This is a genomic window from Alteromonas sp. CH_MED4-4 (assembly GCF_037029575.1).
GTDB lineage: Bacteria > Pseudomonadota > Gammaproteobacteria > Enterobacterales > Alteromonadaceae > Alteromonas > Alteromonas macleodii.
In genome coordinates, this window is sequence record NZ_JAYMEU010000037.1 from 18,082 (window position 1) to 43,689 (window position 25,608).

Genomic DNA, 25,608 nt, shown 5'->3' on the forward strand with positions numbered 1-25,608 from the left:
TTTGTACCCCTTAATGGTGTTTATACCACCCGGCACGCTTAATATCGTTCCAGGACGTAGATTGATGGCAGGCATAGCATTCCTCAACTTTAGCTTTAGGCTCGCCTGCCACTTTGGCGGAAATCATTTTAAAATGCTGCATATAGTGACTGGGCGGCGCTTCATGACATTGATTGCAATCACGTGATTGACTCGACGGGTGAATAAACTTTGGCAATGACCATTTGTCTGTGCTGTGACACTGCACGCAATCCTCTCCAAATAGACCTAAATGGCGATCATCGTTGCTGTGACATTGCGTACAATTTAATAAGGCTTCTTTATCACTGACCTCAGGGTGCACAAACAAGGGCTCAGGAGTTTGTTTATTCGCTAGTATGTTCTCCAAAAACGCCATGGTGGCAGCGCCCTCGTCAAACGGGACATTTGGGTTGGGGAGCATATTGAAACCAATGTCGACTAACGCTATATGGCTCATGAGCGAAATGTTGGCCGATTCACCTTTGTGCTCTACATGGCAACTTGCACATTCTTTGATGTCGGTATGAAATGCAGTGGGTTGACGCGCAACGATATGCGTATCATTTGCATGACACGCCACACATTTGTCACGCTCAACGCCCTTCACCGGTGTGTGACAACTCAAACAGTCATCCGCGAGAAAGGCATGTGCTTTATTGAGTGAACCGGGTTCAACCATTTTTTCCCATGGAATTTGTGCGCTATCTTCAGGCATATGAATGAAATGACTGACGCCAAAGCCAGCAGCAACTAAGCCAAGAACGATTATTATCCATTTCATCATAACCAGCGCAGTCCAAAGTAAACTTCACTGAAAATGTGAAAAAACAGGACTACATAAAGTGTCATTGAAATCACGATGTGAAATTTTAACCAACGAGCAAACCACACCTTCGCGGTGTCATGAATGAGAATGCTGTACTCAACATCGGAAATTGTATCAATGATAGAAAGAACCTGGCTTTCTTGTTTGAACAATTTACTTTGTGCTGAAGTAGGCACATTTAACGTGATGTAAGGAATATGTCGTGCGGATGTTTGGGCAAACGTCGAATATCTGTCATCACAGACTGCGTCTTTCAACGCCTGTTTTGCGTTAGAAAGCGCAACGTGGAGTTCATTTACTTGGCGCTTTTTCTCTTTCACATTCGATGAAATAAGACCGAGTACATATCGACCCACAAACCCACTGATCACAACGACCATCATAAAGATAACAAGCGAAACTCCGGTAGCACTATCAAAACGATGGGCACTATGGATCAGCGCTAGAATAGGCCCCAGCACACCAGCATAGATATGTATACGCAGGAGCGTTGGCATAGCGATGTGCTTCGTCACGACTTTCTTAAGTGATTTGTTACGCTTAATGGTCATGTATACCAATGGGATAAGCATTAATACCGAAGCGCTTAAACCCACGCCAAATCCAATAAAACTGCCTGGGAATGCTGGGTCTCTATGCCATAAAAAACCGAGCCATAGCAGGATCATTAGGACAACCAAGCTGCTTACAATTGTGCGCTCTTGAGAATTCATTAAGCCTCAACCTCCACATCAGATTTAGGGATAGCTTGGCACGCCAGAATATACCCACTGAGCTTATCTTCAGGCTCCAGCCCATCATCAACCTCCATATCGACGTCACCACGTAGCAGTTTCACCTTACAACTCCCGCACGAACCCGCTCTGCATGAATTCTCTATATCTACATCGAGTCCATCAGCGACGTCTAATACGGTCTCATCCGGACCCGCGTGGGCTTCGACGTCTGAAAGACTAAACCGTACTTGTCTGTTGTTGCCTGCGTTGGTGTTAGTGGCTAATTGAGGTTTAACGGGAGCGGGCTCTGGTTTAGCAGCCCCAAACGCTTCGGTTTTAATATGCGTGTTAGGCATACCCAATTCGGCTAGCATTTTTTTCGTAGCATCCATCATTGCAGGAGGCCCACAAATATGCGCAGTTTTTGAGGCAATATCTGGCACAAATTCGTTTATCATTGCGGATGAAAAGCGGCCTTGGGGCCCCATCCAGGATGTACCCTCTGCTTGAGTCATACTGACCAGTACTTTTAACCGAGGATGACGTGCTTGCAGATATTTTAATTCCTGTTCAAAAATAAAGTCGTTGGACGTTCGCGTACAAAACAGAAAATAAATATCACCGTCCCAGCACGTCGTCGTCAAGTAGCGGACAGCGCTCATCATCGGTGTGATCCCCACTCCCCCAGAAATCAACACCACGCTGTTTGAACCATGACCATTGAAATAAAATTTACCGCCGGGGGCTTTAATTGAAAGCGTATTTCCTACCTCAACCGCGTCATGCATATAACGAGAAACCACACCGAACTCCTCTCGCTTTATCGTAACTTCAAAGTAATACTGTTCAGTGGGCGATGATGCAATGGTGTATGAGCGCTTAACTGGCTTTTCAAAACCATCGATGTTCAGTGTGAACGTGACAAATTGACCTGGTTCGAAATCAAATGGAATGGTTTGTCCATCTGGGCTGGCTAGACGTAACGTTTTAACATCATGGGTTTCATTAAAAATCGCGGTTACTACCATACCGCCACTAAACGTGCCCTTGCGCGATGAGGCAGTGGATGACAATGCTGGCTCGCTACTTTGCGCAGGTGCCGAAGCATGCTGCTGGGCAGCCGGATTAGATTCGACAACAGAGGAAACTTTTGTCGTTGGCGCAGATGTGCTTGCGGTGTCAGTAGACTTAAGCTCTTCGAGCAGCGCGGCAGCTCTGCGCATCTTAAATCCATACACATACACCATAACAATTGTAAATATGAGTAAAACGAGCATCACTGCGCTGTGAAACGGTGTCATACCAAATAGGGTTGAAGTAACTTTTTCCGGCGCACTGGGAAGCAAATTCATTTGTGACTTGAACCAGGTTAATGCCACTCTTCGTGGTTCTTGCCCGTCTTGTATGGCACGTTTCGCAGCAAGACCACTGTCAAAATGGGCTATACCCTCTTTAACTGTTTCAACAGCCATTTGCATTTGGGAATAGTCATCAGTGGCAGCTGCGCGGGCAAGCCAATCAAAACCTGTAGCAAGTTGCTCACTTCCTTGTTGCATTCTTGCGGTTGCTTTAATCAGAACAGTCTCTCTTTGTTCGGGTGTAGCTGAATGCATGCGCATTAGCGTGGGATAGAGATCTTTAGGTTTGGGTGCACCCATTTTCTCCATCATTTTATCCATGCCTTTTGCCATACCGGATCCCATCATGGCGTCAGCATTGCCCAGCGGTCCTTTACCTTGTGTAGCAGTCGGCAAAACATCCGTATTAGCGTTGACAGTGGGATCATTGGTAGCTTCAGGATGGTGGCTCGCATGCTCACTATCCTCTGGCTGTTGCTGTGCGTAACTGCTCGTCGTTGCGAATAACAGCATAACGTTCAAAATGACGGCGTAACGCAGAAAAAATGATGTGTGTGGCCACCACATGCTCATAACTCACCTGTTTGTTCGGCCATCCACAGGCTATTTATCTTAGCGATCTGAGAGGGCGTTAATACTGATACCGCTTTCCCTACCGATGTAATAAACTGCAACCGCAAGGCGCTGTTTGTGGCTTCTATTTCAGCAATGGTGTCTTTGATATTGTCGTATTGAGGTAGCCCCTGAGCGGTCAATTCCCACAACGATGCTTCTAACGCACTTCGCTGCAGCGTAAAGCTTTGTTGAGTAGACTCCCATTCAGTTCGGATCGTGAGAAGCGTTTGGTACTGACCATCGGTCAATTCGAGTGTCTCTTTGTGGTTTAAGAAAAAAGCTTGCTCTCCAACGTGGTATAAATGCAGCGCTCCACTGACACCGGGTAAGCTTTCATTTAATGGAGAACCAGATATCTGTGTTTTATTTTGTTCAGGTGGTGTACCCATCATTGAGCTGTTTTTCATCATCATTTTGCACATCATTCCCATGCACGATTTCCCGCGCATTGGCATCATGCCTTTATTCTTACTCTTTCCCATTTTCATTGTGTTTGTTGCTGAAAGTGGCATTGATGATGTATTGAGTGAAACACTGGTATCACTCGGATTTACACTCTCATTGCTTTTTGGCTGGGTCGCTAATGAATTGTCTAACGAGCGCAAAGCGGTTTGGATTTTAGCGAAGTCATCAACGTTTAACTCAGGCTGAGTTTCTTTAGTTTCTGATGAATTGTTTTTTTTGTCTGGCTCAGTACTTTGTGGTACTGCTGAGCACGCGGTTGTGAATAAGACACTCACTAATACCAGCGTCACAATAACCGCTATACGGTAGGGTTGGTGATAAACTCTATTATTCACAACGGCATACTCCTAATTAAAATATTAATCAAAAACCACGGTCAAACTCGACCATGTCATAACGCGTAATTTCGCCATCCAGCACAATAGCTTCCGCGAAGTGCTTATCCTTAGTTTTTCCAAGACGAATTTTCCCAACGAACTCTCGTGAATAGCTGTTTTCACCTTCTGAGATTGCTGTAGGGTCGTAGACAGTTCTATAGACATTAAAAACTTGATGTTCCTTCAAACCATCCGTATCAGATACACATACCACTGCTTGCTTATCATCGACTGTAACAACTTGCCCACTCATGATGTAGTCGTGATAAACCTGGCTTGCGCATCCTCCGAGGAGTCCAACTGACAAGACTACAATTGAAAAAAACTTAATTAATTTATTCATGTAAAATTCCTGTGATTATTGAAATAAGCGAGACAGCAGGTCACCTCCTGCCTCGTAACGTGGTGATTAGCTCTATTTGTGTTTATGTATTGGTTTAGACTTTTCAGCGGTGTGCCCCATCATTTGGCTCATCATGTCTTCCATCATCGACATACGCTGTTCCATCATTTTCATTTTGTCTTCGGTGGACATATCAGTGTGTTTGTGTTTCATTCCTTTTCCCGCTTTCATCCCCATCGAGTCGCTTCCTTCCATCATGCCCATCATGTCTTGCATCTTTTGGGCATGCTCATGCAACATGGCTTCGCGCTTCTCCGGATCCGATTCACTCTTAACGGCATCCAATACTGCGCGCATTTCTTCCATATGCGTCTGCATCTTTTGCATCATCTGACCATCCATCATCGGCATATCAGATTTGTCAGTCTGTTGATATGCAAAAGAAGTCGCTATTGGCGCAACGACTAAAGCACTGGCCAGTAATAGTGAAGTAAGCTTTTTCATAAGATTGTTTCCTTTGATTATGCTCAGTTGAGCGTTTTAGGTTTAAAGTTTACGTCTTGTCACCTTAATCTAATGTCTTAGACTCAGGTCAATAGGCTATATGGACGATAAAAACTCAGCTAAAGCTTCAAGCTCATCATCTGTAATCGGCATTTGCGGCATTGCGGACGACGAGTTATTAAATTGAGGCTCCTTAACTTTGCGCAAAAAGAATGCCCTGCCTTTTTCGCTAATAACATTATCCAGCGATGGACCGAGTGTTCCGCCTGCGCCTTGCACTTGATGACACCCCTGACAACCATATCGAGTGAGTACGTCACGTGGATTGACTGTTAATGATTTAGCCAGAGTCACCTCTACCGGTTGAGCAGGACTAGAAGCTATTTCCATGAATTCAAGAATGGCTTATACTTCGCTGCCGGTTAAATGCGCTTTTTCGCGCATGTGTGGCATGATCACTCTCCACTCACTGATAGAAAACTCACGCACAGGCCTACTGTTATGACAACGCGCACAGTTGTTATTAATTAACTCTGCGCCAGAAAGTGTGGTTTCATCGTCTGCCAAGTTCGGTAACGAAATAAATGTGATTAGTGCACATATAATTAATTTCTTGTTCATGATATCCCCTAGAATCCATAGCTGAATTGCACAGCAAACCGTGTATCATCAGGGCCTTCAACTACGTCTGTATCTTCATAGCCCACCTTAATAACTGAACGAGGGTCCAACCAATAGTTGACACCTACCATCCAGCGCTCCGCTTCTTCAATTTTATTGGTTTCAGCATATTCAAGGACCAATTCAGTACTACCTAGGGATTGAAAAGCATGCCCAACGAAGAAAGTACCTTGTAAAAACCATCCATTGCGTGAAAATGAGTCAATAGTTTGCTCATGATCTCGCTCAACAAATGAGTCCGTTTCAGTTTTAATATACTCGCCTCTGATGATGGCGTGAGTACTAATAAAGTTGATATCAAACCCATTGGCTGTGATATCTAGTTGTCCTTGTTCGTCGTAGGCACCTTAATAAAATGTTTATGTATTTAATCGTAGTGATTTCATTTCAACTGTAGTTGATTCAGATCAAAGCATCACAACGAATCGATTACGGTTTGATTACATTTCTGTAATCAAACCATTAACTTTATTTATCCATTCAAGGACTTTACTTATGCTGAAGCTATCAAACATATAAGTGAGCTTTCACTCTTCTACGAAATAGGCTTTTAAGATGTTGTATCAACAGACAGCACTAATATCAGGCGCTAGCTCTGGTATAGGACTTGCGCTTACAAAAGAGCTTCTACTCTCCTACCCTTTTATCCAGATCGTAGCACTTTGTAGAAATCCAGAAACTTTACAACAGCTTAAAAGGTCTTATGGGGATAGGGTCAGAATCGAGTGTATCGATTTCACTAATAGGGATTGTATTAAAAGCCTTCAAAACGTTGTCAATCAGCATACTCACTTTAGCTACCTGATCCATTGCGCAGGTGTTGTCATGCCATTTGGAGATATTAGCAACGTCGCCCCTGATGAGTGGGAGGCAACCCAATGGATAAATGTCGAAGTACCTCGCCTTTTAACGCAGATATGCTTAAAAAAATTTAGTCATAGCCGCGTGATGTTTTTAACCAGTGATTTGCCTGTACAACCCGTTGCTGGCGCCTCAGCTTATTGTGTGAGCAAAGCATCATTAAATATGCTGTGCCAGTGTTTTCAACGTGAAGTCGATAACGATATTGCTGTTTTTACAACTGTGGCTCCTGGAAACGTCGACACGAAGATGCAGGAAACGATAAGGCAAGCCTCAAATCGAGTTTTGCCTGCATCGGAGTTAATGCGCAGTATGTTTTCGGCAAACAAGCTTTTACCTCCCCGATTAGTTGCACAATATCTGCGACAATTGCTAAGCGATGTCACGCCAAACACTTTTGGAAGTCGTAGTTGGAATTTACTAGAGAGTATTGTTGAAGTTTCACCTGCAAAACAGACAAAAACTGATTCAATTGACACGCGTGCTACTGAAACAAGCCTGGTAGAACTGGCAAGTCTTGTTGGCGGCGCATTCTGGTCACCGGGTAGTGCAGAATATGAAGAAAACAGGAAAGTATTCAATCAAGGTGTTTCGCGTTTTCCGTTAGTAATTATTCAACCTAAGACAAAGACCGATATTATACACATTGTCAAATGTGCAAAGCAGTTGCGCTTATCCATTACAATTAAGGGTCAAGGGCATGGTGTAAGTGGCATGTCGGTCCTTAACAATGCAATTGTAATTGATATGTCGATGTTTAAAACAACTGTACTGAATGTTGATAAGAGCTCAGTAAACGTCGGCGCAGGCGTCAAAAATAGTGAATTGGACCATTTTCTAGCGCAACACAATAAAGTGGTTCCTTTGGGTACCTGTCCCGATGTTGGTGTTGTCGGCGCAACATTGGGAGGGGGGATCGGTTTTTTGTCCAGAAAGCTTGGTTTGAGTTGCGACAATGTGCTCGCGTTTGGATTGATAACTGCTGACGGTAAAGTAAGACAAGTGACAGAATCCCAACATCCGGATTTGTTTTGGGCATTAAAAGGGTGTGGCCATGGTCAATTTGGCGTTGTGACCGATATCACGTTTAAATTACACGATGCCCCCCAAAATATTGATGGCCGAATACTCGAGTGGCCATTATGTCACGCACGATCTATTCTTAGGCAATATAGCAAAACAGTGCTCAGTGATAACAGATCGGTTTTTCTATATGCATATCTCTCGCGATCGATGGAAGATAAAGCTCGAATTTCGATAATGGGGTTTAGTGAGGACTCGGTGCAGGGTTTGGATTCTGTAGCCAAATGGCAAGACGGTGCCAAATTGTTAAGTAGGCGGTCGCAATACGTTGAATGCCAATCCAATGACTACGATAGTGATCTGAGTTTGTATTGGCGAAATGGCATAATTGAAGGCGAGCTATCAGACGAATTCATTGAAACACTTTTATCGTGTTACCGAGCTTGTCCGGGAAATTCAGGTGGATTTATGCTAGACCCGCTTTGTGGCGCTATTCAGGATGTAAACGCTGACGATTCGGCATTTATTCACCGCAACGCTTCTTTCGTCTGTAGTATCACAGGGATCACTCAAGCTGAATGTGACGATACTGAAGTTATCGATTGGGTGAATAAATCTTTCGATTTGCTATTACCGTTTTTTAATGGTCATTCTTACCAAAATTATGACATGGGGAATGGGTCGCCACTTGCTCTTTACTACGGCCAACACACAGCTCGTTTGAAATTATTAAAACAACAATACGATCCTACTGGTCTGTTTATGAGCTCTCTTCTGCGCCCTGACTAAAAAACTTTTAGTCATTGCTGTGACGATTTCGATATTGTGAACGTATGTTCTACCCATATTGAATTGGCATTGTGGTTACTTGTAACAAGGAAATAGTTTATGAAAAGATGGATATGTTTGTTTCTTGTGATGTCATCATCGCTCGCACATCCAAATGATCGTGAGCATGGCGATTTTTACAGAGGATTAACTGGTCTTAAAGCACAAATTGATGAAATTAATCGTGACTTGATTTTGCTGGAAAATGCCACCCTTTCGAGTTCAGAAGTCAACAGGCGACTGGCTCGGATTGAGCAACAAATTGATGACGCAAATAAGAAAATTTCAGAGGCTTCTGACGCAGAGTTACGTGAGTTGAGTGCTCAAGAGTTAGAGCAGGTAAAGCGGTCTTTGCAGGTTCTCAACATGTAAGACATTCGAATGCAATTGCAACCCCATTTAAATCAACTGCATAAATCGACTAAATCTGAAACACTACTCGCTTCTTGGATGAACCATGTTCAAAGTTCGCGAACGAAGGCAGTTAAAGATGAAGCTGAAAGCGACTTAGTTGCCTTGAGAGAAGCAACGGATCGTGAACTGATAGAACTACAAATGAACACGCAGCGGCAAATTAATTCACTGACTGAGAGGCACGAAAACGATATTGTTCGCCTCACTCAAGACCATAAGGAAGAAGTAAGGCGTCTTGAGCAATTAAATTTAGACAAGGTTCAATATGCAGAGACAGCATTTGAAAATCTAATGGGAGAAACAGAAACACAAAATGGGCTGATATTTAAAAACCTCGCGGTCTCCATATATCTTCGCCGGTTCTTAGTGGAAGATGGTTACGATCGGTTTTTTAACGACTTAACGCTTACTTCAATTGATGAAACAGCAACGGTTCGGTGTGATCCAAGCATATTAAGAGAAGTGATTTCAATTCAAGAGCACGCAATTTTACGGTTTGAAAAAGTCAAAAACAAGCTAGAAGATGCTAAAATGCTGTATTACGAAGCATTACTAGATCTTGCATTTTATGAGGCTGAAATGTCGCGGTTTGGTATATTGAATGTCGATGCGACGCAACGGATCAATGAAAACCTTGTTGCTTTTGAGCAGAATTTACTCTTTTGGTTAAACGAAGCGAATACAAAACACCAGAGCGGTTACCGCGTTTCATTTTTCGCGTAATCTGCATGGTAGACAGCTTGGTTTTTATCAGGGGATGTTTGAGACTTCATGAAATTTTTGAATAACAACCCGCTAAAGCCGAAATGTTATCACAAGTGTCTGCATTGCTGGTAGAAAACGATATGGCTACTGTAAGACAAATAACTGACGTAATAGAGTCAAGAGAATGCAACTCTTTGTGGTCAAAATACACCAACTTCAAAGAAGAACGACCAAAACTGTTTGAGTATTAACGGTAGTCTGGGTTTGTTGGCACTAAAAGCACAATCTTCTCCGAATTAATCTTGCGTTGCTGTAAACACATTAGCGTTGATATCGAGAGTGTATCGACACACGCATTTGCGCGCAAGCGCATATGCGTTTATCAAGCATTACTCTGCTGCCTTGACTCTACCTTCCCTCATAATGTGCATATCTCATCGTAATTTTATGTCTGCGGCAGCATAGCGGATATTAATTACTGAAGGTGATTTATGGCAAAGTAAAAGGTGCATAGTTACACCGATGAGCTAAACCAATAGATAGTACCAAACAGCGCAAAAAAGATAGGTTGATGCAATATGTAAACCGCTAAACTATGCCGTCCGAGAAGAGTCAAGTTATTCGGGATATTCCATTTTGCAAACGGATCAAATCCGCTTTTCAAAACGTGCCCTATCGCAATACCAAACAATACAACACCTATCCATGGAAAAATCGCAACGTAATCGTTTGGAGAATGAGGTAGTGACAAACTGATCAGATTAAATGGCCATTTACTGGATACTAGGCCAATGTTAAACAACGTGACCGCAACAAAACCCAACAACAGCGACAATATGGGTTTTCTAATCAACGGAACACACAAAACACTCGCTACAGCAATAAAATGCAATACGCCAAAGAATATCCAGTTTGCATTAAAAAAATAATACGTAAAAAGCGATATTACCGCGGCCCAGAACGCTATGGAAAACAGCCGCAGTAAAAACATTTTTAGACTAAATTTTCGATAATTCCCGAGCACGAGCGACGCGCCTACACTCACGAAGAAGAGCGTCAATATTACATACCGAAACTCCCTCCACCCTTTTCCATTGGGGACATTCCAATCAACCCAACCAAAGAAACGAAGGTCGTAAGCAAAATGGAATACAACCATCAACACAATGGCTAACGTTCGTATTGCATCCAATGTGATATTGCGATTTTGCACGGAATTCAACGTTGTTAACGGTGCTTATGTGGCTTATTATCACGGGTAGATGAATGCGAATGAATGACCTTCCATCCTTCATCAGTTCGGCGAAACAAATAGGTTTGAAATCCTTTTTTATCAAAAACTGCGCCGGTTTTGCGTACTTCTCCTGAAACATTTACTGTCGTAACTGCCCAAGCGAAGTCTCCTTCAACGTTTGTTTCGATATCTAGAATATCAATGGTCAATCGTTTCAATACCTCTTTTTCCGGCTCTACATGATTTTTGACCAAATCCTCTAACCCTTTATTCTGACCGCCTGACTCAATGTAACGCGCACCTACCTGGCCAAGATAATGTTGATAGAACGGCATACCGTTACCAGACTCCCACCCCTTTTCAATATCTTGGATCATTTCTAGTATCTCGGTTTCGTCGTTCGTTTGCTCAGACGCATAAATGTATGGTGATGTGGCTAAAAAAATAACAACGCAGCTTGCATAGAAAAGTTTCATCGTTTTGACCTTTTTATTTTAATTTGGTGGGGAGTTAGTGAGACCAATGAATATGACTGATTTTCCACTGTCCATTGATCAGCGTTAAAAAGAGCGTTTCATTGCCTGTCCTATCAATATCTCGACCTTTATAGTTTCCAGAAGTGTGACTTCTTGAAATGGAGACAGCTGTATTACCATGCACACGAACATGATGCTCAATCGTCTTCGTGGTTACGGCAGATGAAAATTGCATGTCTGCTTGCAAATGATGTGCACGATATTCGTCGGCACTGCGCTCAATTCTGCCACCTTCCAAAATAAGGACATCATCGGCAAGTAAGCTCATGACTGTCTCTGCATTAGCCTCGGAGAGTGCTTTGTGGAATTGTTTTGCTATTATTCCTGCGTCGGAGTCTAGCCCTGAGAACATAGGACTATTGCTGGTGTCGTTATGCGATTTATCATGAGCATTAACACTGTTAGTTAATAGCAAAGGAACGAGTATGATTGACAACAAGTAGATTTTTTTCATTTTGTGTTTCTTCAATAATTGGGGCCTACGGCGGTACTTAACACCACCGTCACCATTAAAATAGATATCCCTATACAAAGTTCGATTTGGATTGATTTTTGAAGCGTTCGAGGACTGGTTATGCCGGTTAAAAGCTGAGGAGCCAATCGCAGTTTGTGTAACAACGCGATCAGAAAGATGGCACCAACAAACAACAGCTTAACAAGCAATACAAAGCCGTAGTTTGTGTCAAGCAAACTGCTAACAGAACGCACAAGTTGCCAAGCCAGTAGTAAACCAGCAATAATTAACCCCCCAATGGGGTATACAGCCGATTTCCCAAATTTTGTCATGACGAGGTGCAAATTGGGGTTAGAAAGCGCTACGCACGTCCTTGAAAGAGGCCAGAGTGAACCCACCCACGCGAGCGCAATAACGGCATGAGCAGCCAGGATAAACTTGAAACTAGGTTGTAACTGTTGAGTATGCCCAGTTAATGTAAATGTATACCCAAATCCTGCCAACGCAATAACAATGAAAATTCCAAGAGAGCGATTTGAAATAAAAGCATTTTTTCTAATTGAATGACCTAAGTAGGTTAAATATAGTAGCGCACTTGCGAACAGCACTAGTCGACTTTTTGCAACATCTCCGAGCGTTGAATGCGCGACCATCTCTCGCATAACGGGGTCAAACATACCAGCGTATCCAGATTGAGCGAGCTGCCCAACCTGAAACAAAAAGTCAAAAGCACTAAAAATGATGCCAATGACCGCAAACAAACGCATGTGCCTTGTTACCGTTGTTTGTAAGCTTGCGGGTAGAGTAAATTTGGTGTCAGTATCAGTATTGGTAATGCACAAAATCCAACCACCACCAAGCAGCGCTGATACGCCGAGATAAACACCAAACTTTGAAATCAACAACCCCAACTGCCAAATGTCCATAGCGTCCTCTAATGGTTGCCGTGCGTGCTGTCGTGCTTTTTGTCGTTATGTTTCATCATTGAAGCATGCACCATAAAACTAAAAGCCCCTTCCATTTTGTGACCGTCCTGACCTAGCAACATCCAATTGACAGTGTATGTATCTACTGGTAATCCGGGTAATTCGTAACTAAAGGCACTAGCGAGTTCCGTACTTGGCTTAAACTCAAACGGAATGGTTTCCCCACTTTTCGATTGCAATGTGACTCTAGCCAACCTTACAGGCTTGGTAAAAACCAATGATAGTTCAGGTGGAGATGACATCAACATCGCATTATCCTTAGGCGTAGATGTCTTGAGTGTTGTGTGAGCAAAAGTTGAAAAACTTAAGGCTATCATGAGCATTGAAAAGATTAGTTTCATTTGAAGTCTCCTTAGACTTGATGGGTTATAGATGACACAAATGCTTCAATATTGATGGCATTTGGGTCAATGGTATTGTCGATCAGCAAGCCTGTGACGTCTTTCATCATCGCGCTGGGCCCAGGTAAAAAAATGTTCACCCTGAATGTAGTAGATATCAAACCAGACCATGTAAAGGCCGCTTAACGACCAAAACAACACCTGCCCGCCGACCAGCAGCATAAGCCAACGATGTGAACGGCGAACAGGTCCTTTCATTACGCAACGACAGCCAAGTATTTAAGCTGTTGTTTGCGCCATATTAAATAAATGGCAGGCAATATGAGTAGTGTCAGAATAATCGCACTAACCATTCCTCCCACCATCGGCGCGGCAATCCGACTCATGACTTCGGACCCCGTACCAGAGCCATATAAAACCGGCAGCAATCCAAAGATGATAGTGGCCGTTGTCATCATGACGGGACGAACACGCAATCCTGCACCGTGCAGTACTGCCTCGGTCAACATCTCGGCGCTCGGTAAGGTACCCCCTTCTTTGCATCTATCCATCAGTGCCTGATATTCATGATTGAGATATACAAGCATAATGACTCCTATTTCTACAGCGACACCGGCCAAGGCAATGAAACCTACGCCTACGGCCACGGAGAAATTAAAGCCTTCGATGTACATAAGCCATATGCTGCCAACCATCGACAATGGCAACGTCCCCATAATAATCGCCACTTCAATGAAGTTTCGGAAGTTGAGGTACAATAGAATAACGATTATAGCGAGCGTCAAAGGCACAACGTAAGTGAGCTTCTCCTTTGCCCTTAACATATACTCGTATTGGCCAGACCAATTAATTGAATAGCCGGCGGGTAAAACGAGTTGTTCAGCAACAACTTGCTGCGCGGTAGCCACATACGTGCCTATGTCTACACCATCGATGTCAACATACACCCATCCATTGAGCCGCGCGTTTTCACTCTTGATACCCGGTGGTCCGTCTTCGATGTAGACGTCAGCAACATCAGCTAAGGCTATACGTTTTCCTTGTGGTGTCACTACAGGTAACAAAGAAAGCGACTCTGGAGAGCTTCGGTATGACTGCGGATAACGAATATTTACTGGATAGCGCTCCAGCCCTTCTACACTCTGTGTTACGTTAACACCGCCAATTGCACTAGAGACAATTTGCTGAACATCAGCGATATTGAGCCCATATCGGGCGGCTTTTTCGCGATCAATGTCGACTTTCAAGTAGCGACCGCCAGCGACGCGTTCAGAATACACTGAAGCCGTGCCATCGACGTCAGTTAATATTGACTCAATTTGTTGGCCGATTTTTTGAATTTCCATTAGATCGGGACCACCAATTTTAATCCCAACAGGGGTTTTAATTCCTGTGGCAAGCATGTCAATTCGGGTTTTTATTGGCATCACCCATGCGTTGGTTAAGCCCGGTAAATTGACCACTGCATCAAACTCTTTAATAAGGTCCTGCGTGGTCATCCCTTCTCGCCATTGTTCTTTGGGTTTCAATTGAATGAATGTCTCAATCATGGTCAGTGGCGCGGGGTCCGTCGCCGTATCCGCCCGCCCTACTTTGCCAAATACCGTTTCTACTTCTGGCACGGTTTTTATTAATTTGTTGGTCTGTTGAAGAAGCTCTCGTGCCTTCCCGATTGATATGCCGGCATAGGTGGTTGGCATATACATCAAATCGCCTTCGTCAAGCGGGGGAATAAATTCACTACCAATTTTATCAATTGGCCAAAGCCCGATAGCCAAGACAATCAATGCTGCGACCATCGTTGACTTTGGAAAGCGCAAAACTGTCTTGAGCGTCGGTATGTATAAAAACGTTAAAAACTTGTTGACTGGGTTTTTGTGTTCAGGCAAAACCTTTCCACGTACAAAATACCCCATTAAGACTGGGACCAGTGTAATCGCAAGTGCCGCTGATGCAGCCATTGCATATGTTTTCGTATAAGCAAGAGGGGAAAACATCCTCCCTTCCTGGGCCTCAAGCGTAAAAACAGGTACAAAACTAACCGTAATGATCAACAAACTGAAAAATAACGCAGGTCCAACTTCGACCGCAGAATCGATAACAACCTGCCAGCGATTTTCCTTGGTAAGAGGCGTCTTTTCCATGTGTTTGTGCATATTTTCAATCATAACGATCGCACCATCACTCATGGCGCCAATGGCAATAGCAATGCCGCCCAACGACATGATATTGGCATTGATCCCTTGCATATACATAACGATTAGCGCGGTAATGATCCCGACAGGAATACTGATGATTGCGACGAGTGACGACCGAACATGAAAAAGAAAAGCGACACATACCAAAGCGACTACGATAAACTCTTCCACTAGTTTCGAAGCTAGGTTATCAACGGCTCTTTCAATTAATGCGGAACGATCATAAACAGTGACCACCTCAACGCCATCAGGTAGTCCTTTTTTTAAGTCCTCTAGTTTTGCTTTGACGCCATCTATCGTTTTTTGAGCATTCTCACCAAAACGCATCACGACAATACCGCCGACTGTTTCCCCTTCGCCGTTTAGCTCTGCTATACCGCGGCGCATTTGTGGACCGATATCTACAGTGGCAATATCCCTTATTAAAAGCGGTGTGCCATTGTCATTGACGCCAAGAGGAATGGTTTCGATATCCTTCTTATCAGAAATATACCCCGTGGCACGAACCATGTACTCAGCTTCTGCAAGCTCCACTACAGAGGCCCCAACTTCTTGATTTCCTCGCTTTATTGCCATCTGAATATGAGAAAGCGGTATACCGTAAGCGCGGAGTTTTTCAGGATCTACTTTCACTTGATACTGTTTCACCATACCCCCTAGCGCCGAGACTTCGGACACGCCAGGCACAGTTTGGAGCTCAAATTTCAAGAACCAGTCTTGCAAACTGCGTAATTGAGAAATATCGTGTTGGCCGGTTCTGTCGACCAATGCATACAGATAAACCCAACCAACGCCTGTGGCATCTGGACCTAATTGCGGCCTGGCGTTTTCAGGTAGATTGGGGGCAACTTGCGATAAATATTCAAGCACCCTGCTTCTTGCCCAATATAAGTCGGTATCATCATCAAAAATGATATAAACGTAGGAGTCACCGAAAAACGAATAACCTCGAACCGTTTGTGCACCCGGTACGGAAAGCATGGCGGTCGTTAGCGGGTACGTTACCTGATCTTCTACAACTTGTGGCGCTTGACCAGGATAACTCGTTTTGATTATCACTTGGACATCGGATAAATCTGGGATCGCGTCTACTGGCGTATTTTTCATTGTAACTAAACCGCCACCGACTATGATGATGGTTGCGAGTAAAACAAAGAAGCGGTTTGAGACCGACCAACGTATGATTGCTTCTATCATTCGTGCGCTCCTTCATGTTGGCTGTGATCCATCGTTCCTTTATCAGATGCTTGTATATGTAATGTGGTAATAACGTACGCACCGTCTTGGGTTTTGGTAATTTCGATGTGCAGTCGCATACCAGCGGTAATGTCAGATAAATCAATCTCATTAGCGACGTTGAAATCCATTGTCATTGCAGGCCAATCCCACGCCTCAATAGTGTCATGTTCAAGGCTTAACTGGTTGTTAGCACTCATCACTGCATTGACCGTTGCTTGAGTCCACACAGCGTCGACAGCGGTACTTGTTTCACTACTTGCCTCTTCAACAACATGAATGGTAGAAACAAGATATTCGCCACTTGAGGATTTTGAAATTTCAATATGCGCAAGCGTTCCAGAGGCCAAATCAGACAAGGTTATGTTATCTGCCACATTAAAATCCATCGTCATCGCGGGCCAATCCCACTCTTTTATCGCGGGATGATCGACATTTATCATTCGATGCCCATCCATTACAGAATTAATCTTGACTTCAGCCCAAACGCTTTCAGACATCGTCGCCTGTGTACTTTGTGCTGAATCGATAATGTGCACGGTTGTCACCACATATTGACCATCAGTTTGCTTACTGATCTCGATATGTGCCGATGAACCACCTTTGACCGTTGCTAAATTGATATGCTCCGCTACCACAAAATCCATGGTCATCGACGGCCAATCCCATTCTGGAATTGGACCATGTTTTGCAGTTATCATGTTGTGAGAAGGCATCACGTCTGTGATCATCACCTCTGTGAAGACCGATGTTGGACTTTCTTCAGGGGGTTCCATTCGCTTAAAGTCAGAGCTAATACTGCTCTCTGAATCAAGCATAAATTGAGCGGAGGTGACAATGCTGTCACCATCGATCAGTCCTTCAAGTACTTCTGTAAACTCGTCAACCACTCGCCCAATTTTGATTGCAACTGATTTAAATTTTCCATCTCCCAATGCCAATACAACGCGATTTTGATTGCCTGTTCGAATAACCGCTTCGGTTGGCACGATCAAGTTGGTCGAATCCATATCAGAGTGGATAGTCACTTGAGCGAACATGTTCGGCTTTAACGTATAATCTTGATTAGCAAAGCGAAGACGCACACGCAGTGTGCGGGTACTCTGTTCAAGGGTTGGGTAGACGTAGTCTACAACGCCTTGCCACGTCTTTCCGGGGAGGAAATCTAATGTCATAGTAACAGGCAACCCTTCCACTATTTGGGCGGTTTGTCGCTCAAATACCTCTGCATCAACCCAAACCTCATCCAATGCACCAATCGACATGACTGTAACGCCAGGTTTTATAAAAAAACCTTCTCGAATGTTTAAATTATCTACGAATCCGGTTTGGGGTGCGGAAAAGGTAACGGTTTGCTGAACATTTTTTGTTTTTATTAACGTCTCCACGACGTCTTCAGGCACTTGCAATGCATTTAAGCGAGAACGAGCAGCTACGATCAGATCTTTGTTGTTTCTGCGCATAGCAAGCAGCAATTCTTCTTGTGCATTCACTAACTCAGGCGAGTATAGAGAGTAAAGTGGTTCCCCTTTTTTAACATATTCTCCTGATGCTTTTACATGCAGTGTTTCTATCCAGCCTTCAACGCGAGGATGCACATGGATTAATGTTTCTTCGTTGTATTGAACGTACCCGACAGTTCTAATAGGGACATGCAGCGCGCGGCGCTGCACTTTCGCAGTTCGAACACCAAGATTGTTCTCCACATTTGGCGCTATAGTAATTGTTCCTGGGCCCGCATCACCACTTGAACTTTCTTCGTAGACAGGAATGAGATCCATGCCCATCGGAGACTTTCCTGGTTCGTCTCTGCGGTAATTTGGGTCCATCGGCGCAACCCAATACAACGGTTGCTTCTCTTCGTTTTGCTCATTATTCGCGGTGGATGATGAAGATGGTATCAGAAACGTGAATGCCAACGCAGTCATAATACCGCCTGCTACCCCGCCTATGACGAGTGCTTTAATTGTGCTCATTGTTGTTCTCCGATTTGAGACAAAGGAATACCTGCGTTGGTATCAAAGTAATAGTTGAGTTGAATTTTTGTTTTGACCAAATCCACACTGATATCCAGTGCGTCAATTCTGGCATTAAGATCCGCAATACGAGCACGCACTACCTCAGCAAAGTCTCCTTCGTCGTTGGTATAAGCATTGAGCGATGCCTCAGCTTGCTCTTGCATTTGCTCTAACAATTCGAGTTCGTACAGCGCTTGTCGCTCCATTAATCGCTCATTTTCCGCATATAAAGACTGGATGTATGACATCATTTCTCTGAGGACTAAGCGCTTGTCGGTTTTAATGGCTTCAGATAGGCTTACGGCAGCCGAAACCTCTTGGTCTTGGCGGTTTTCTGTAAAAAGAGGTACATCGAAACTTACACCCATCGATAAAAAATCTGCTCGACTTGTACCGTCGGGCGTGTCGTCTCTGTAGGCGTAACTAGCGTTAACCCCCCATTGTGGCTTGTATTTTTCTTTGGCAAGGTCAATACCGGTTTGGCTGGCGCGAATTCTTTGCTCTATCGAGAGGATCAAAGGGTGTTGATTGAGAACCATTGCAAGCGATTGTTGATCTCTGCGCTCAAGTATTGTTCTCATATTCTGCCCCATGTTTTTGATCTCAGGTAGGGCATGCGGCAACGTTAATCGAGAAAAGGCATCAAATCCCGATTGACTTGGATAATTTTGATCTCTAACTAGCCACTCTAGAAGCTTCCCTGTGGCTCTTTCTTCTAATGCTCGTAGTTTAGTAAGTCGGTCTTCCAACCTTGTTAATTCCAACTTTGCACGAACGATATCTTGCTGATTTACGCGTCCAAAGGCAGTTGAATAATTTGCCTTTGCGATATCGCTGAGCTGTTCAAATAACGCTTTATCTTCATCAATTAGCTTTACACTTTGCTGCGCCCGATATATTTCTAACCATAAGTTTGATACTTGAACGCGTGCTTTGGCCACTCGGTCGGCTCTCATCAGGGGATGCTCTGCTGCTTGCTCCCGCAATTGACGAGACCTTATGGCTAACGAATCACCACGAGGAAACATCTGTGACACACCTACTTTTAGCTGAGTCATGGGCTCTTGATCAAACGCAAAACCATCAGTGGGTACATTTGCTAAACCGATGTTGACAACGGGGTCTGGTAGGCTCGAGGCGACGACACTACTGGACAATGTGGCACGTTCACGATGTGCACTGCTAACGAGCCATGGATCATTTTCTACCGCTATTTCTACTGCACGTTTGAGCGTTAATTTTTCATTCGCGATAGCGGGAGAGACCATCGAGAACGAGAACGCTCCCCAAATAGAAACAAAAAGACAAAACCGGTTCATTAGAATTGCTCCTCATAGGTGTTGACTTCAGCAAAGGTCGTAACTGAACCATCTACATTGAGTTGCAATACAAGGTAAGGTTGGAATCGTTCGTCAACTTCCATGCCCGGCGATCCAATTGGCATGGCTGGAACGCTCAACCCTAAAACCCCTTCAGGAGGGTTTTCTAAAAATTGTTGGATGTATTTTGCGGGTATGTGCCCCTCAAATACAAACCCGTCCTGAGAAAGAGCAGTATGGCAGGAGCGATACTGGGGTTCGACGCCATATTTATCTTTGACTCCGGACATTAGCGTGACATTTGTCACATCTGTCTCAAAGCCATGTTCTTCAACATGTCGCACCCATTTTTGACAACATTTACATGTTCTACTCTTGTAGACATGTAATGTGAATTTCGGTGCCTGTGTTGCAGACTTTGCATCATTCTTTGCCTGCAGTACATCACTGCACGCCGTTAAAAAGAGGACTAAAGAAAACAAAGCCCCAAACGGTATATTTTTGTTCATAAACAACTCTCACATATATTGGATTTTGCACGCTTTACGATGGAAACGTCACGTGCAGTAACTGTTAGTCTTTACATCGACTAATCTAATTACACGAGAGAGTATTTTGGGGGGCGTAAATGTATAGCGATAAAGACTTTATGCAGCCTTGTTTGTTTGCTTAGGGCTGGGGTGTTCAACAGTTTTGGTGTTTCGAAACTCTCCCCAGCCAACATGCCGAGCTGAAAGACTGCCATGGGACAACAGCAATTTTGATTGCAACAACTCTCTGATGCGTCGTGTGATGAGTGGTCCATGTGATGACCGATTCTGTTATCTATTTCATGCACCATATCGCTTGCACATGGCGTAGCTACACTCGCGAAAGACCCGCTTACTTGCACGCTCAACAAAGCGATAACAAAGAGGTATTTGACGAATGAAAGTTTCACTTAAACCTGACTCCTTTAATGAAACGCGTTTTCACGGATTAGCTACGGCAATGAGAATATCAAATGGCCCTGACAGACAGATTACCTTGACATTACAATTTTGTAATCATGAGCGATATTGATAGCGAAAATGTATTTTTAGTTGAATATTTGCGACTTCGAGCTACGATGTGGCGCGCTCATTAGTATATTGAATACTCTGTTGGTTGCTGGCATACGTTTTATTATTAGTATACTAACAGCATTTTACGATTGCGGTGTATTCAACAGGCTTACTCCATTGAATTAAAGCTATGCAGCAGGTTAATCACATACCATGAAAATACTTGTAGTCGAAGACGAAGTAAAAACGGGCGATTACATCAAACAAGGGCTAATTGAATCCGGCTTTGTTGTAGAATTAGTAAGGACTGGCCTGGATGGTCACCACAAATCGATGATTGGTGATTATGAATTAATCGTACTCGATGTAATGCTGCCCGACATAGAAGGTTGGAAAATCCTGTCTTCATTGAGAGAGTCTGGTAAATTTACACCCGTTCTTTTTTTAACCGCTCGCGATCACGTTAATGACAGAGTCAAAGGACTTGAGTTAGGCGCAGACGATTATTTGGTTAAACCGTTTGCTTTCGCGGAACTCCTCGCAAGAGTGCGCACCTTGATCAGGAGAGGGACGTCTGTCCCTAACAACACGTTACACATTGCAGATTTGGAGCTTGATATCCCTTCTCGCGTTGCGAAGCGCGGTGGCAAAGTAATCAATCTGACGACTAAAGAGTTTACATTGCTTGAACTAATAGTCAGACGTCAAGGTGAAGTATTGCCCCGTTCTTTGATCGCCTCTCAGGTATGGGACATGAATTTTGACAGTGACACGAATGTCATTGATGTCGCTATCCGAAGATTGCGCGCAAAAATTGATGATGACTTTCCTGTAAAGCTAATTCAAACTGTCAGGGGGATGGGCTATAAAATGAGTGTAGATGATAGTAACGAATAAACTAAAACGGCCAAACTCTCTTGCGTTTAGAGTCACTATACTTGTTGGCATTACCGTATTTTTGTGCCTTACAATAATCAGCTTAATCGTTCAACAATCAATTGCAACGCATTTTGCTGAACAGGATGCTGATGAATTAAATGAGGTATTCCATGCTGTAAAACGAAAGCTTAGCGAAGCATACACTGAAAAGGTGGCACCTTCGAGTATCCTCGTTGAAGCAGTGTCTGGTCATCATGGAGTCTATTACCTTGTGCAAAATGAAGATGGAGAATCCGTATTTTCGAGTAAAGGCGTTAACTTGCACAAATACCCCGGTCAATTGTTTGACAACGATCTCATAACGCCTGATATGTTGACACTTTTTTTTGATGGATCCCATATGTTGCGAGCAACTGAAGCTCTCGTGACCGTCAGCACTGGTCAGAATAAGTCTACATACCGTGTTGTGGTAGCCTCCAACATGGAATTTCACATGAATTACATGGAAGACTTTGAAAAGACGTTATGGGGCATTATTTTCGTGTCTGGTTTGATCACGATAATAGTGGCACGTTTTGCTGTGTATCGAGGCCACTCGCCGCTACGAAAACTGAGTAGAAAAATAGGTTCTATTACTGCTGACAAGCTCGATATCCGACTAAATCCTTTAGAGGTACCGGTCGAGCTCGCAGGATTAGTGGGGTCGTTTAATGCTATGATTGAACGACTCGAAGCTGGCTTTGAGCAACTTTCATATTTTTCTGCGGACATTGCGCATGAATTGAGAACACCGGTCACAAACCTGACAACTCAAACGCAGGTTATTCTGAATCAACCGCGCACTGAAAGTGAATATGTTGATATTTTATATTCTAATTTGGAAGAATACGAACGTATGACCAAGATGGTCAGTGACATGTTACTTCTAGCCAAAACGGAACATGGACTCGTCAAGCCACAGTTAGAGCGACTAAATTGCCGAGCAGAGCTTCAAGAATTAGTTGAGTATTTTGAACTACTGGCAGAAGAAAGACAAATTCAAATTCGCATCCGAGGGGCCGATGCCACAATTGATTGCGATAGGTCCATGTTTCGACAAGCTATGAGTAATCTATTATCAAACGCAATTCGATATTCCTTCGAAAACGCGATTGTTAAGGTAGCAGTATCTACCAACGATGAACATACAAAAATTACCGTTTCAAATCCAGGCCCGAAAATCTCTGATGACCATCTTCAGAGACTTTTTGATCGCTTTTTTAGAGCAGACCCTTCACGAAAAAATCATGGTCAAGGCGTTGGTTTAGGATTGACTATCGCTCGTTCATTGCTTCACATGAACGGAGCTAAACTAACGGTTAGCTCAGATGACAACTTAACCGTATTTGTTGTTTCATTCCACAAATAATCAATCAAACTTCGTCCTGGAATCTAAACAGGTGGTCACTTTCTGAAGCTGATGTATCGGCCACTTCCCCTCATTTGTCATGTTTGCACTTTCCAACACCTGCTTCATAAAACTGGACATTTCATCATTAATCTTAATACAGTTGCTGGTATAGGCTTAACTTGTGTGTATCAACGATTGATCTAACAGTTCGGAATAAGTTGATTAATACCTTCGGAAAAAACCAAGCCTAGAGCCTCACTACCAAATTGGGAAACTCATTTTTCAGTTCCTCAATTATTGGATAAAGAATGATAACCTGCTCACAGTGAAAAACACCTGGAGCCAGATGGAAAACGCACATCTGTCGTGTTGTTTCAGCTGCTATAATAGTCGTCATCATTGACTCATTGTGGCCAATCACACTTAGGACTATTTCATTCGCATCGTTTGAAATTTTCCCACACGCTCGGACGGTGACGCCACAAATATCAGTGCCATTGTGTATGTTTATAAAAAGCCAAAATGCTATTTTTCGAAAAACGGATTGCGCAGGAGTCTACCAAGATCTATCCTGGAAAAAGCAGCTAACAACTATGTCACTAAACTGCTATCAAAACGAACCCAAGTTGATACTGTTGGAGTGTCAAGAGTTTGCCCAATAAAATGTTGTTCAGAAAAATCAAACCGATTAGCAGGGTGTTTACTATCGCAGCTAGGTGACCCGATATTAGTGCTGTCACTGAAGCTTTTTACCAATCGGCTACGTCAATTAACCATTATCTTGTAGGCTGCGTCTAAATTGTTATACATCCATTCTAGAGCAGCCTTTCCATGGTGGTCACAGAGACCGAACTCCAAGAGAACATCTATCTGACGTAGATTTTCCATCAATTTCTTAGCTTGAGAAACAAGAAAATTTGTAAGCCCAAGTGCAAGCACAACACTAAGTACAACCGCAGCGTTGTTAAGTTTTGCAAGCCCATCTAACAACTCTACCTGGCAGATAAACTTAAAGTCAGAACTAATATCTACATAGTACCCCTCGGTACTATACCAAAGGGCTTTTGATAGCAAGAGGATGGTGGTCTACGACAACACAGCAATTCTATACAGAAGACTATCAAATCCGCCCCCATTTGCCTCACTGTAATGCTTTTGAAGAATTCAGCTGGGGTTTCCCTTATGAGCCCACCGTCGTTGTCATCGGTAACAAGAAATACCCTGTCTATAAAAAAATACCTTCCTTTCCTGAAAAGCGAGCGCCACAGAAGTACTGCGTGGATGAACGTGTGAGTCGTAGTACCTGCAGACGTGACAGATGTAATAAATGGGAGTCACCGAAACCTAATGGTTATTTGGTGAGTAGCCGTTCCTTGGCCAATTCGTTGTTTGCCGATTTACGTAATTGAACGCTTGGTACAGGTCTAAAACATATTAGAGGGAGAGTCCTTCTGTGATGCAAGATAAACGAGAGAGCGGCGTTATACCTAATGGCGTTACTTTTGGCACTGAAGTGCTTGTTATGCCAAGCCTGATAGGTAGCGTATTCACCCACGCTGGTGGTACCGACACAGTAAGTTATAAGCCGAACAAGTACAGCTGGGTAAAAAAGGGGGATGTCATTGCAGAAGTGTATATTAGCCGTCCAAAGACAAAGTTTCGATTGATTAATGATATCTTCTTTAACGATATCATCTCGAAAGTACCCATTAAGAGTCCTGCAAGTGGTTTGGCGCTTCATAGCGAATACAGTGATAACTTTACAGTAGAATTGAAAGATGATGTGCCTCCCATCGCTAATTTTTCATTGCTCCTTCCTAGTGATGAAGTGCGTGAAGTATCTGGTGCTTCACTTTTTAGGGCGGCGGTGAACTTGATCAAAGAGAACAGTGACCTCTTGTATAAAGAATCGAGACGCTGGACGATGAAGGGGAAAACGCCTCAGGAGTTAGAAAGCTTATTAGGACCCGCGGGGGCATTTGAACGAGAACCTACGGTTTTGAACCCAGTGACCACGTCGAAACCGTAGGTTTCCGTCGAATCATCCCTTCTCCTCATCTTCAATAAAGTATGTACCGTTGGGTAACACATGCTTATAGGGCAACAACGAGATATGAGATAAGGTCTCGTCGTCGATTTCCTCCCCTTGCTGCCGAAGCAGCTCCACAATGTCGCTTATCTTGATGGTGTTCCAGTACAGAATGGCATTGGACACAAAGCTGAGACTACTGGCCTTG

Annotated in this window: 25 protein-coding genes; 6 read left to right on the plus strand and 19 right to left on the minus strand. The window is 43.6% G+C overall.

What is annotated here, in order from left to right; all coding sequences use genetic code 11:
* Positions 1–10 precede the first annotated feature (10 nt).
* From WA381_RS18835 to WA381_RS18875, 9 genes are all read right to left on the minus strand, one after another.
* On the minus strand, positions 11–805 hold the full coding sequence (locus WA381_RS18835; RefSeq protein ID WP_014997000.1) for a cytochrome c3 family protein: 795 nt from the start codon (positions 803–805) through the stop codon (positions 11–13).
* Positions 802–1,560 carry a hypothetical protein gene (locus WA381_RS18840; RefSeq protein WP_014996999.1) on the minus strand — a complete coding sequence of 253 codons (759 nt, stop codon included), beginning with the start codon at positions 1,558–1,560 and terminating at the stop codon, positions 802–804. Before WA381_RS18840 ends, WA381_RS18835 begins: the two co-directional genes overlap by 4 nt.
* A complete protein-coding gene (locus WA381_RS18845; protein WP_156087394.1) occupies positions 1,560–3,494 on the minus strand; it encodes a 2Fe-2S iron-sulfur cluster-binding protein in 1,935 nt (644 codons plus the stop codon). Before WA381_RS18845 ends, WA381_RS18840 begins: the two co-directional genes overlap by 1 nt.
* Positions 3,491–4,336: a hypothetical protein gene (locus WA381_RS18850; protein WP_020742694.1), complete on the minus strand. Its 846-nt coding sequence runs from the start codon at positions 4,334–4,336 to the stop codon at positions 3,491–3,493. Before WA381_RS18850 ends, WA381_RS18845 begins: the two co-directional genes overlap by 4 nt.
* A 28-nt stretch (positions 4,337–4,364) precedes the next feature.
* On the minus strand, positions 4,365–4,721 hold the full coding sequence (locus WA381_RS18855; RefSeq protein ID WP_012516849.1) for a hypothetical protein: 357 nt from the start codon (positions 4,719–4,721) through the stop codon (positions 4,365–4,367).
* 72 nt (positions 4,722–4,793) lie between these two features.
* The gene (locus WA381_RS18860; RefSeq protein WP_012516848.1) at positions 4,794–5,225 is read right to left on the minus strand and encodes a hypothetical protein; all 432 of its coding nucleotides are present in this window, start codon (positions 5,223–5,225) and stop codon (positions 4,794–4,796) included.
* Between the two features lie 96 nt (positions 5,226–5,321).
* Positions 5,322–5,615 carry a c-type cytochrome gene (locus tag WA381_RS18865; RefSeq protein ID WP_226434253.1) on the minus strand — a complete coding sequence of 98 codons (294 nt, stop codon included), beginning with the start codon at positions 5,613–5,615 and terminating at the stop codon, positions 5,322–5,324.
* A 15-nt stretch (positions 5,616–5,630) separates the two neighbouring features.
* Positions 5,631–5,846, minus strand: coding sequence for a hypothetical protein (locus WA381_RS18870; protein ID WP_012516846.1), 216 nt, complete (start codon positions 5,844–5,846; stop codon positions 5,631–5,633).
* 8 nt (positions 5,847–5,854) lie between these two features.
* On the minus strand, positions 5,855–6,028 hold the full coding sequence (locus WA381_RS18875; RefSeq protein WP_012516845.1) for a hypothetical protein: 174 nt from the start codon (positions 6,026–6,028) through the stop codon (positions 5,855–5,857).
* A 433-nt stretch (positions 6,029–6,461) separates the two neighbouring features.
* Between WA381_RS18875 and WA381_RS18880 the strand changes: the two genes are divergently transcribed.
* The 3 genes from WA381_RS18880 (at position 6,462) to WA381_RS18890 (ending at position 9,755) form a co-directional block, all read left to right on the plus strand.
* Entirely contained in the window at positions 6,462–8,579 is a 2,118-nt protein-coding gene (locus tag WA381_RS18880) for an SDR family NAD(P)-dependent oxidoreductase (RefSeq protein ID WP_156087393.1), read from the plus strand.
* 99 nt (positions 8,580–8,678) lie between these two features.
* Positions 8,679–8,990 (plus strand): hypothetical protein, encoded by a 312-nt coding sequence (locus WA381_RS18885; protein WP_012516843.1) that lies wholly within the window; start codon positions 8,679–8,681, stop codon positions 8,988–8,990.
* 9 nt (positions 8,991–8,999) lie between these two features.
* Entirely contained in the window at positions 9,000–9,755 is a 756-nt protein-coding gene (locus WA381_RS18890; protein ID WP_012516842.1) for a hypothetical protein, read from the plus strand.
* Between the two features lie 496 nt (positions 9,756–10,251).
* Here WA381_RS18890 and WA381_RS18895 read toward each other — a convergent pair whose 3' ends face one another.
* The 9 genes from WA381_RS18895 to WA381_RS18935 form a co-directional block, all read right to left on the minus strand.
* Positions 10,252–10,950, minus strand: coding sequence for a heparan-alpha-glucosaminide N-acetyltransferase (locus tag WA381_RS18895; protein WP_014996994.1), 699 nt, complete (start codon positions 10,948–10,950; stop codon positions 10,252–10,254).
* Positions 10,951–10,964: 14 nt separating this feature from the next.
* Complete coding sequence (locus WA381_RS18900; RefSeq protein ID WP_012516840.1) at positions 10,965–11,447, minus strand: YybH family protein; 483 nt, start codon at positions 11,445–11,447, stop codon at positions 10,965–10,967.
* Between the two features lie 34 nt (positions 11,448–11,481).
* Entirely contained in the window at positions 11,482–11,943 is a 462-nt protein-coding gene (locus WA381_RS18905) for a YybH family protein (protein ID WP_278345682.1), read from the minus strand.
* Between the two features lie 29 nt (positions 11,944–11,972).
* A complete protein-coding gene (locus WA381_RS18910) occupies positions 11,973–12,887 on the minus strand; it encodes a copper resistance D family protein (protein ID WP_049587497.1) in 915 nt (304 codons plus the stop codon).
* Positions 12,888–12,895: 8 nt separating this feature from the next.
* Positions 12,896–13,288 carry a copper resistance CopC family protein gene (locus WA381_RS18915; RefSeq protein ID WP_156079163.1) on the minus strand — a complete coding sequence of 131 codons (393 nt, stop codon included), beginning with the start codon at positions 13,286–13,288 and terminating at the stop codon, positions 12,896–12,898.
* 257 nt (positions 13,289–13,545) lie between these two features.
* Entirely contained in the window at positions 13,546–16,683 is a 3,138-nt protein-coding gene (locus tag WA381_RS18920) for an efflux RND transporter permease subunit (RefSeq protein ID WP_020742692.1), read from the minus strand.
* Positions 16,680–18,698: an efflux RND transporter periplasmic adaptor subunit gene (locus WA381_RS18925; protein ID WP_156087392.1), complete on the minus strand. Its 2,019-nt coding sequence runs from the start codon at positions 18,696–18,698 to the stop codon at positions 16,680–16,682. The genes WA381_RS18920 and WA381_RS18925 overlap by 4 nt, the downstream gene beginning before the upstream one ends.
* A complete protein-coding gene (locus WA381_RS18930; protein ID WP_014996986.1) occupies positions 18,695–20,059 on the minus strand; it encodes a TolC family protein in 1,365 nt (454 codons plus the stop codon). Before WA381_RS18930 ends, WA381_RS18925 begins: the two co-directional genes overlap by 4 nt.
* Positions 20,059–20,568, minus strand: coding sequence for a DUF411 domain-containing protein (locus WA381_RS18935; RefSeq protein WP_012516831.1), 510 nt, complete (start codon positions 20,566–20,568; stop codon positions 20,059–20,061). Before WA381_RS18935 ends, WA381_RS18930 begins: the two co-directional genes overlap by 1 nt.
* Before the next feature lie 747 nt (positions 20,569–21,315).
* Here WA381_RS18935 and WA381_RS18940 point away from each other — a divergent pair.
* From WA381_RS18940 to WA381_RS18950, 3 genes are all read left to right on the plus strand, one after another.
* Positions 21,316–21,999, plus strand: a complete 684-nt coding sequence (locus WA381_RS18940; protein ID WP_156087391.1) for a heavy metal response regulator transcription factor — start codon at positions 21,316–21,318, stop codon at positions 21,997–21,999.
* On the plus strand, positions 21,983–23,389 hold the full coding sequence (locus tag WA381_RS18945) for a heavy metal sensor histidine kinase (RefSeq protein ID WP_069945556.1): 1,407 nt from the start codon (positions 21,983–21,985) through the stop codon (positions 23,387–23,389). The genes WA381_RS18940 and WA381_RS18945 overlap by 17 nt, the downstream gene beginning before the upstream one ends.
* A gap of 1,435 nt (positions 23,390–24,824) precedes the next feature.
* Positions 24,825–25,400, plus strand: a complete 576-nt coding sequence (locus WA381_RS18950) for a hypothetical protein (protein WP_156087390.1) — start codon at positions 24,825–24,827, stop codon at positions 25,398–25,400.
* Positions 25,401–25,412: 12 nt separating this feature from the next.
* On the opposite strand, the gene WA381_RS18955 is transcribed toward WA381_RS18950, so the two are convergent.
* The coding region (locus tag WA381_RS18955; RefSeq protein ID WP_336146761.1) for a Tn3 family transposase at positions 25,413–25,608 on the minus strand (196 nt) is incomplete at its 5' end.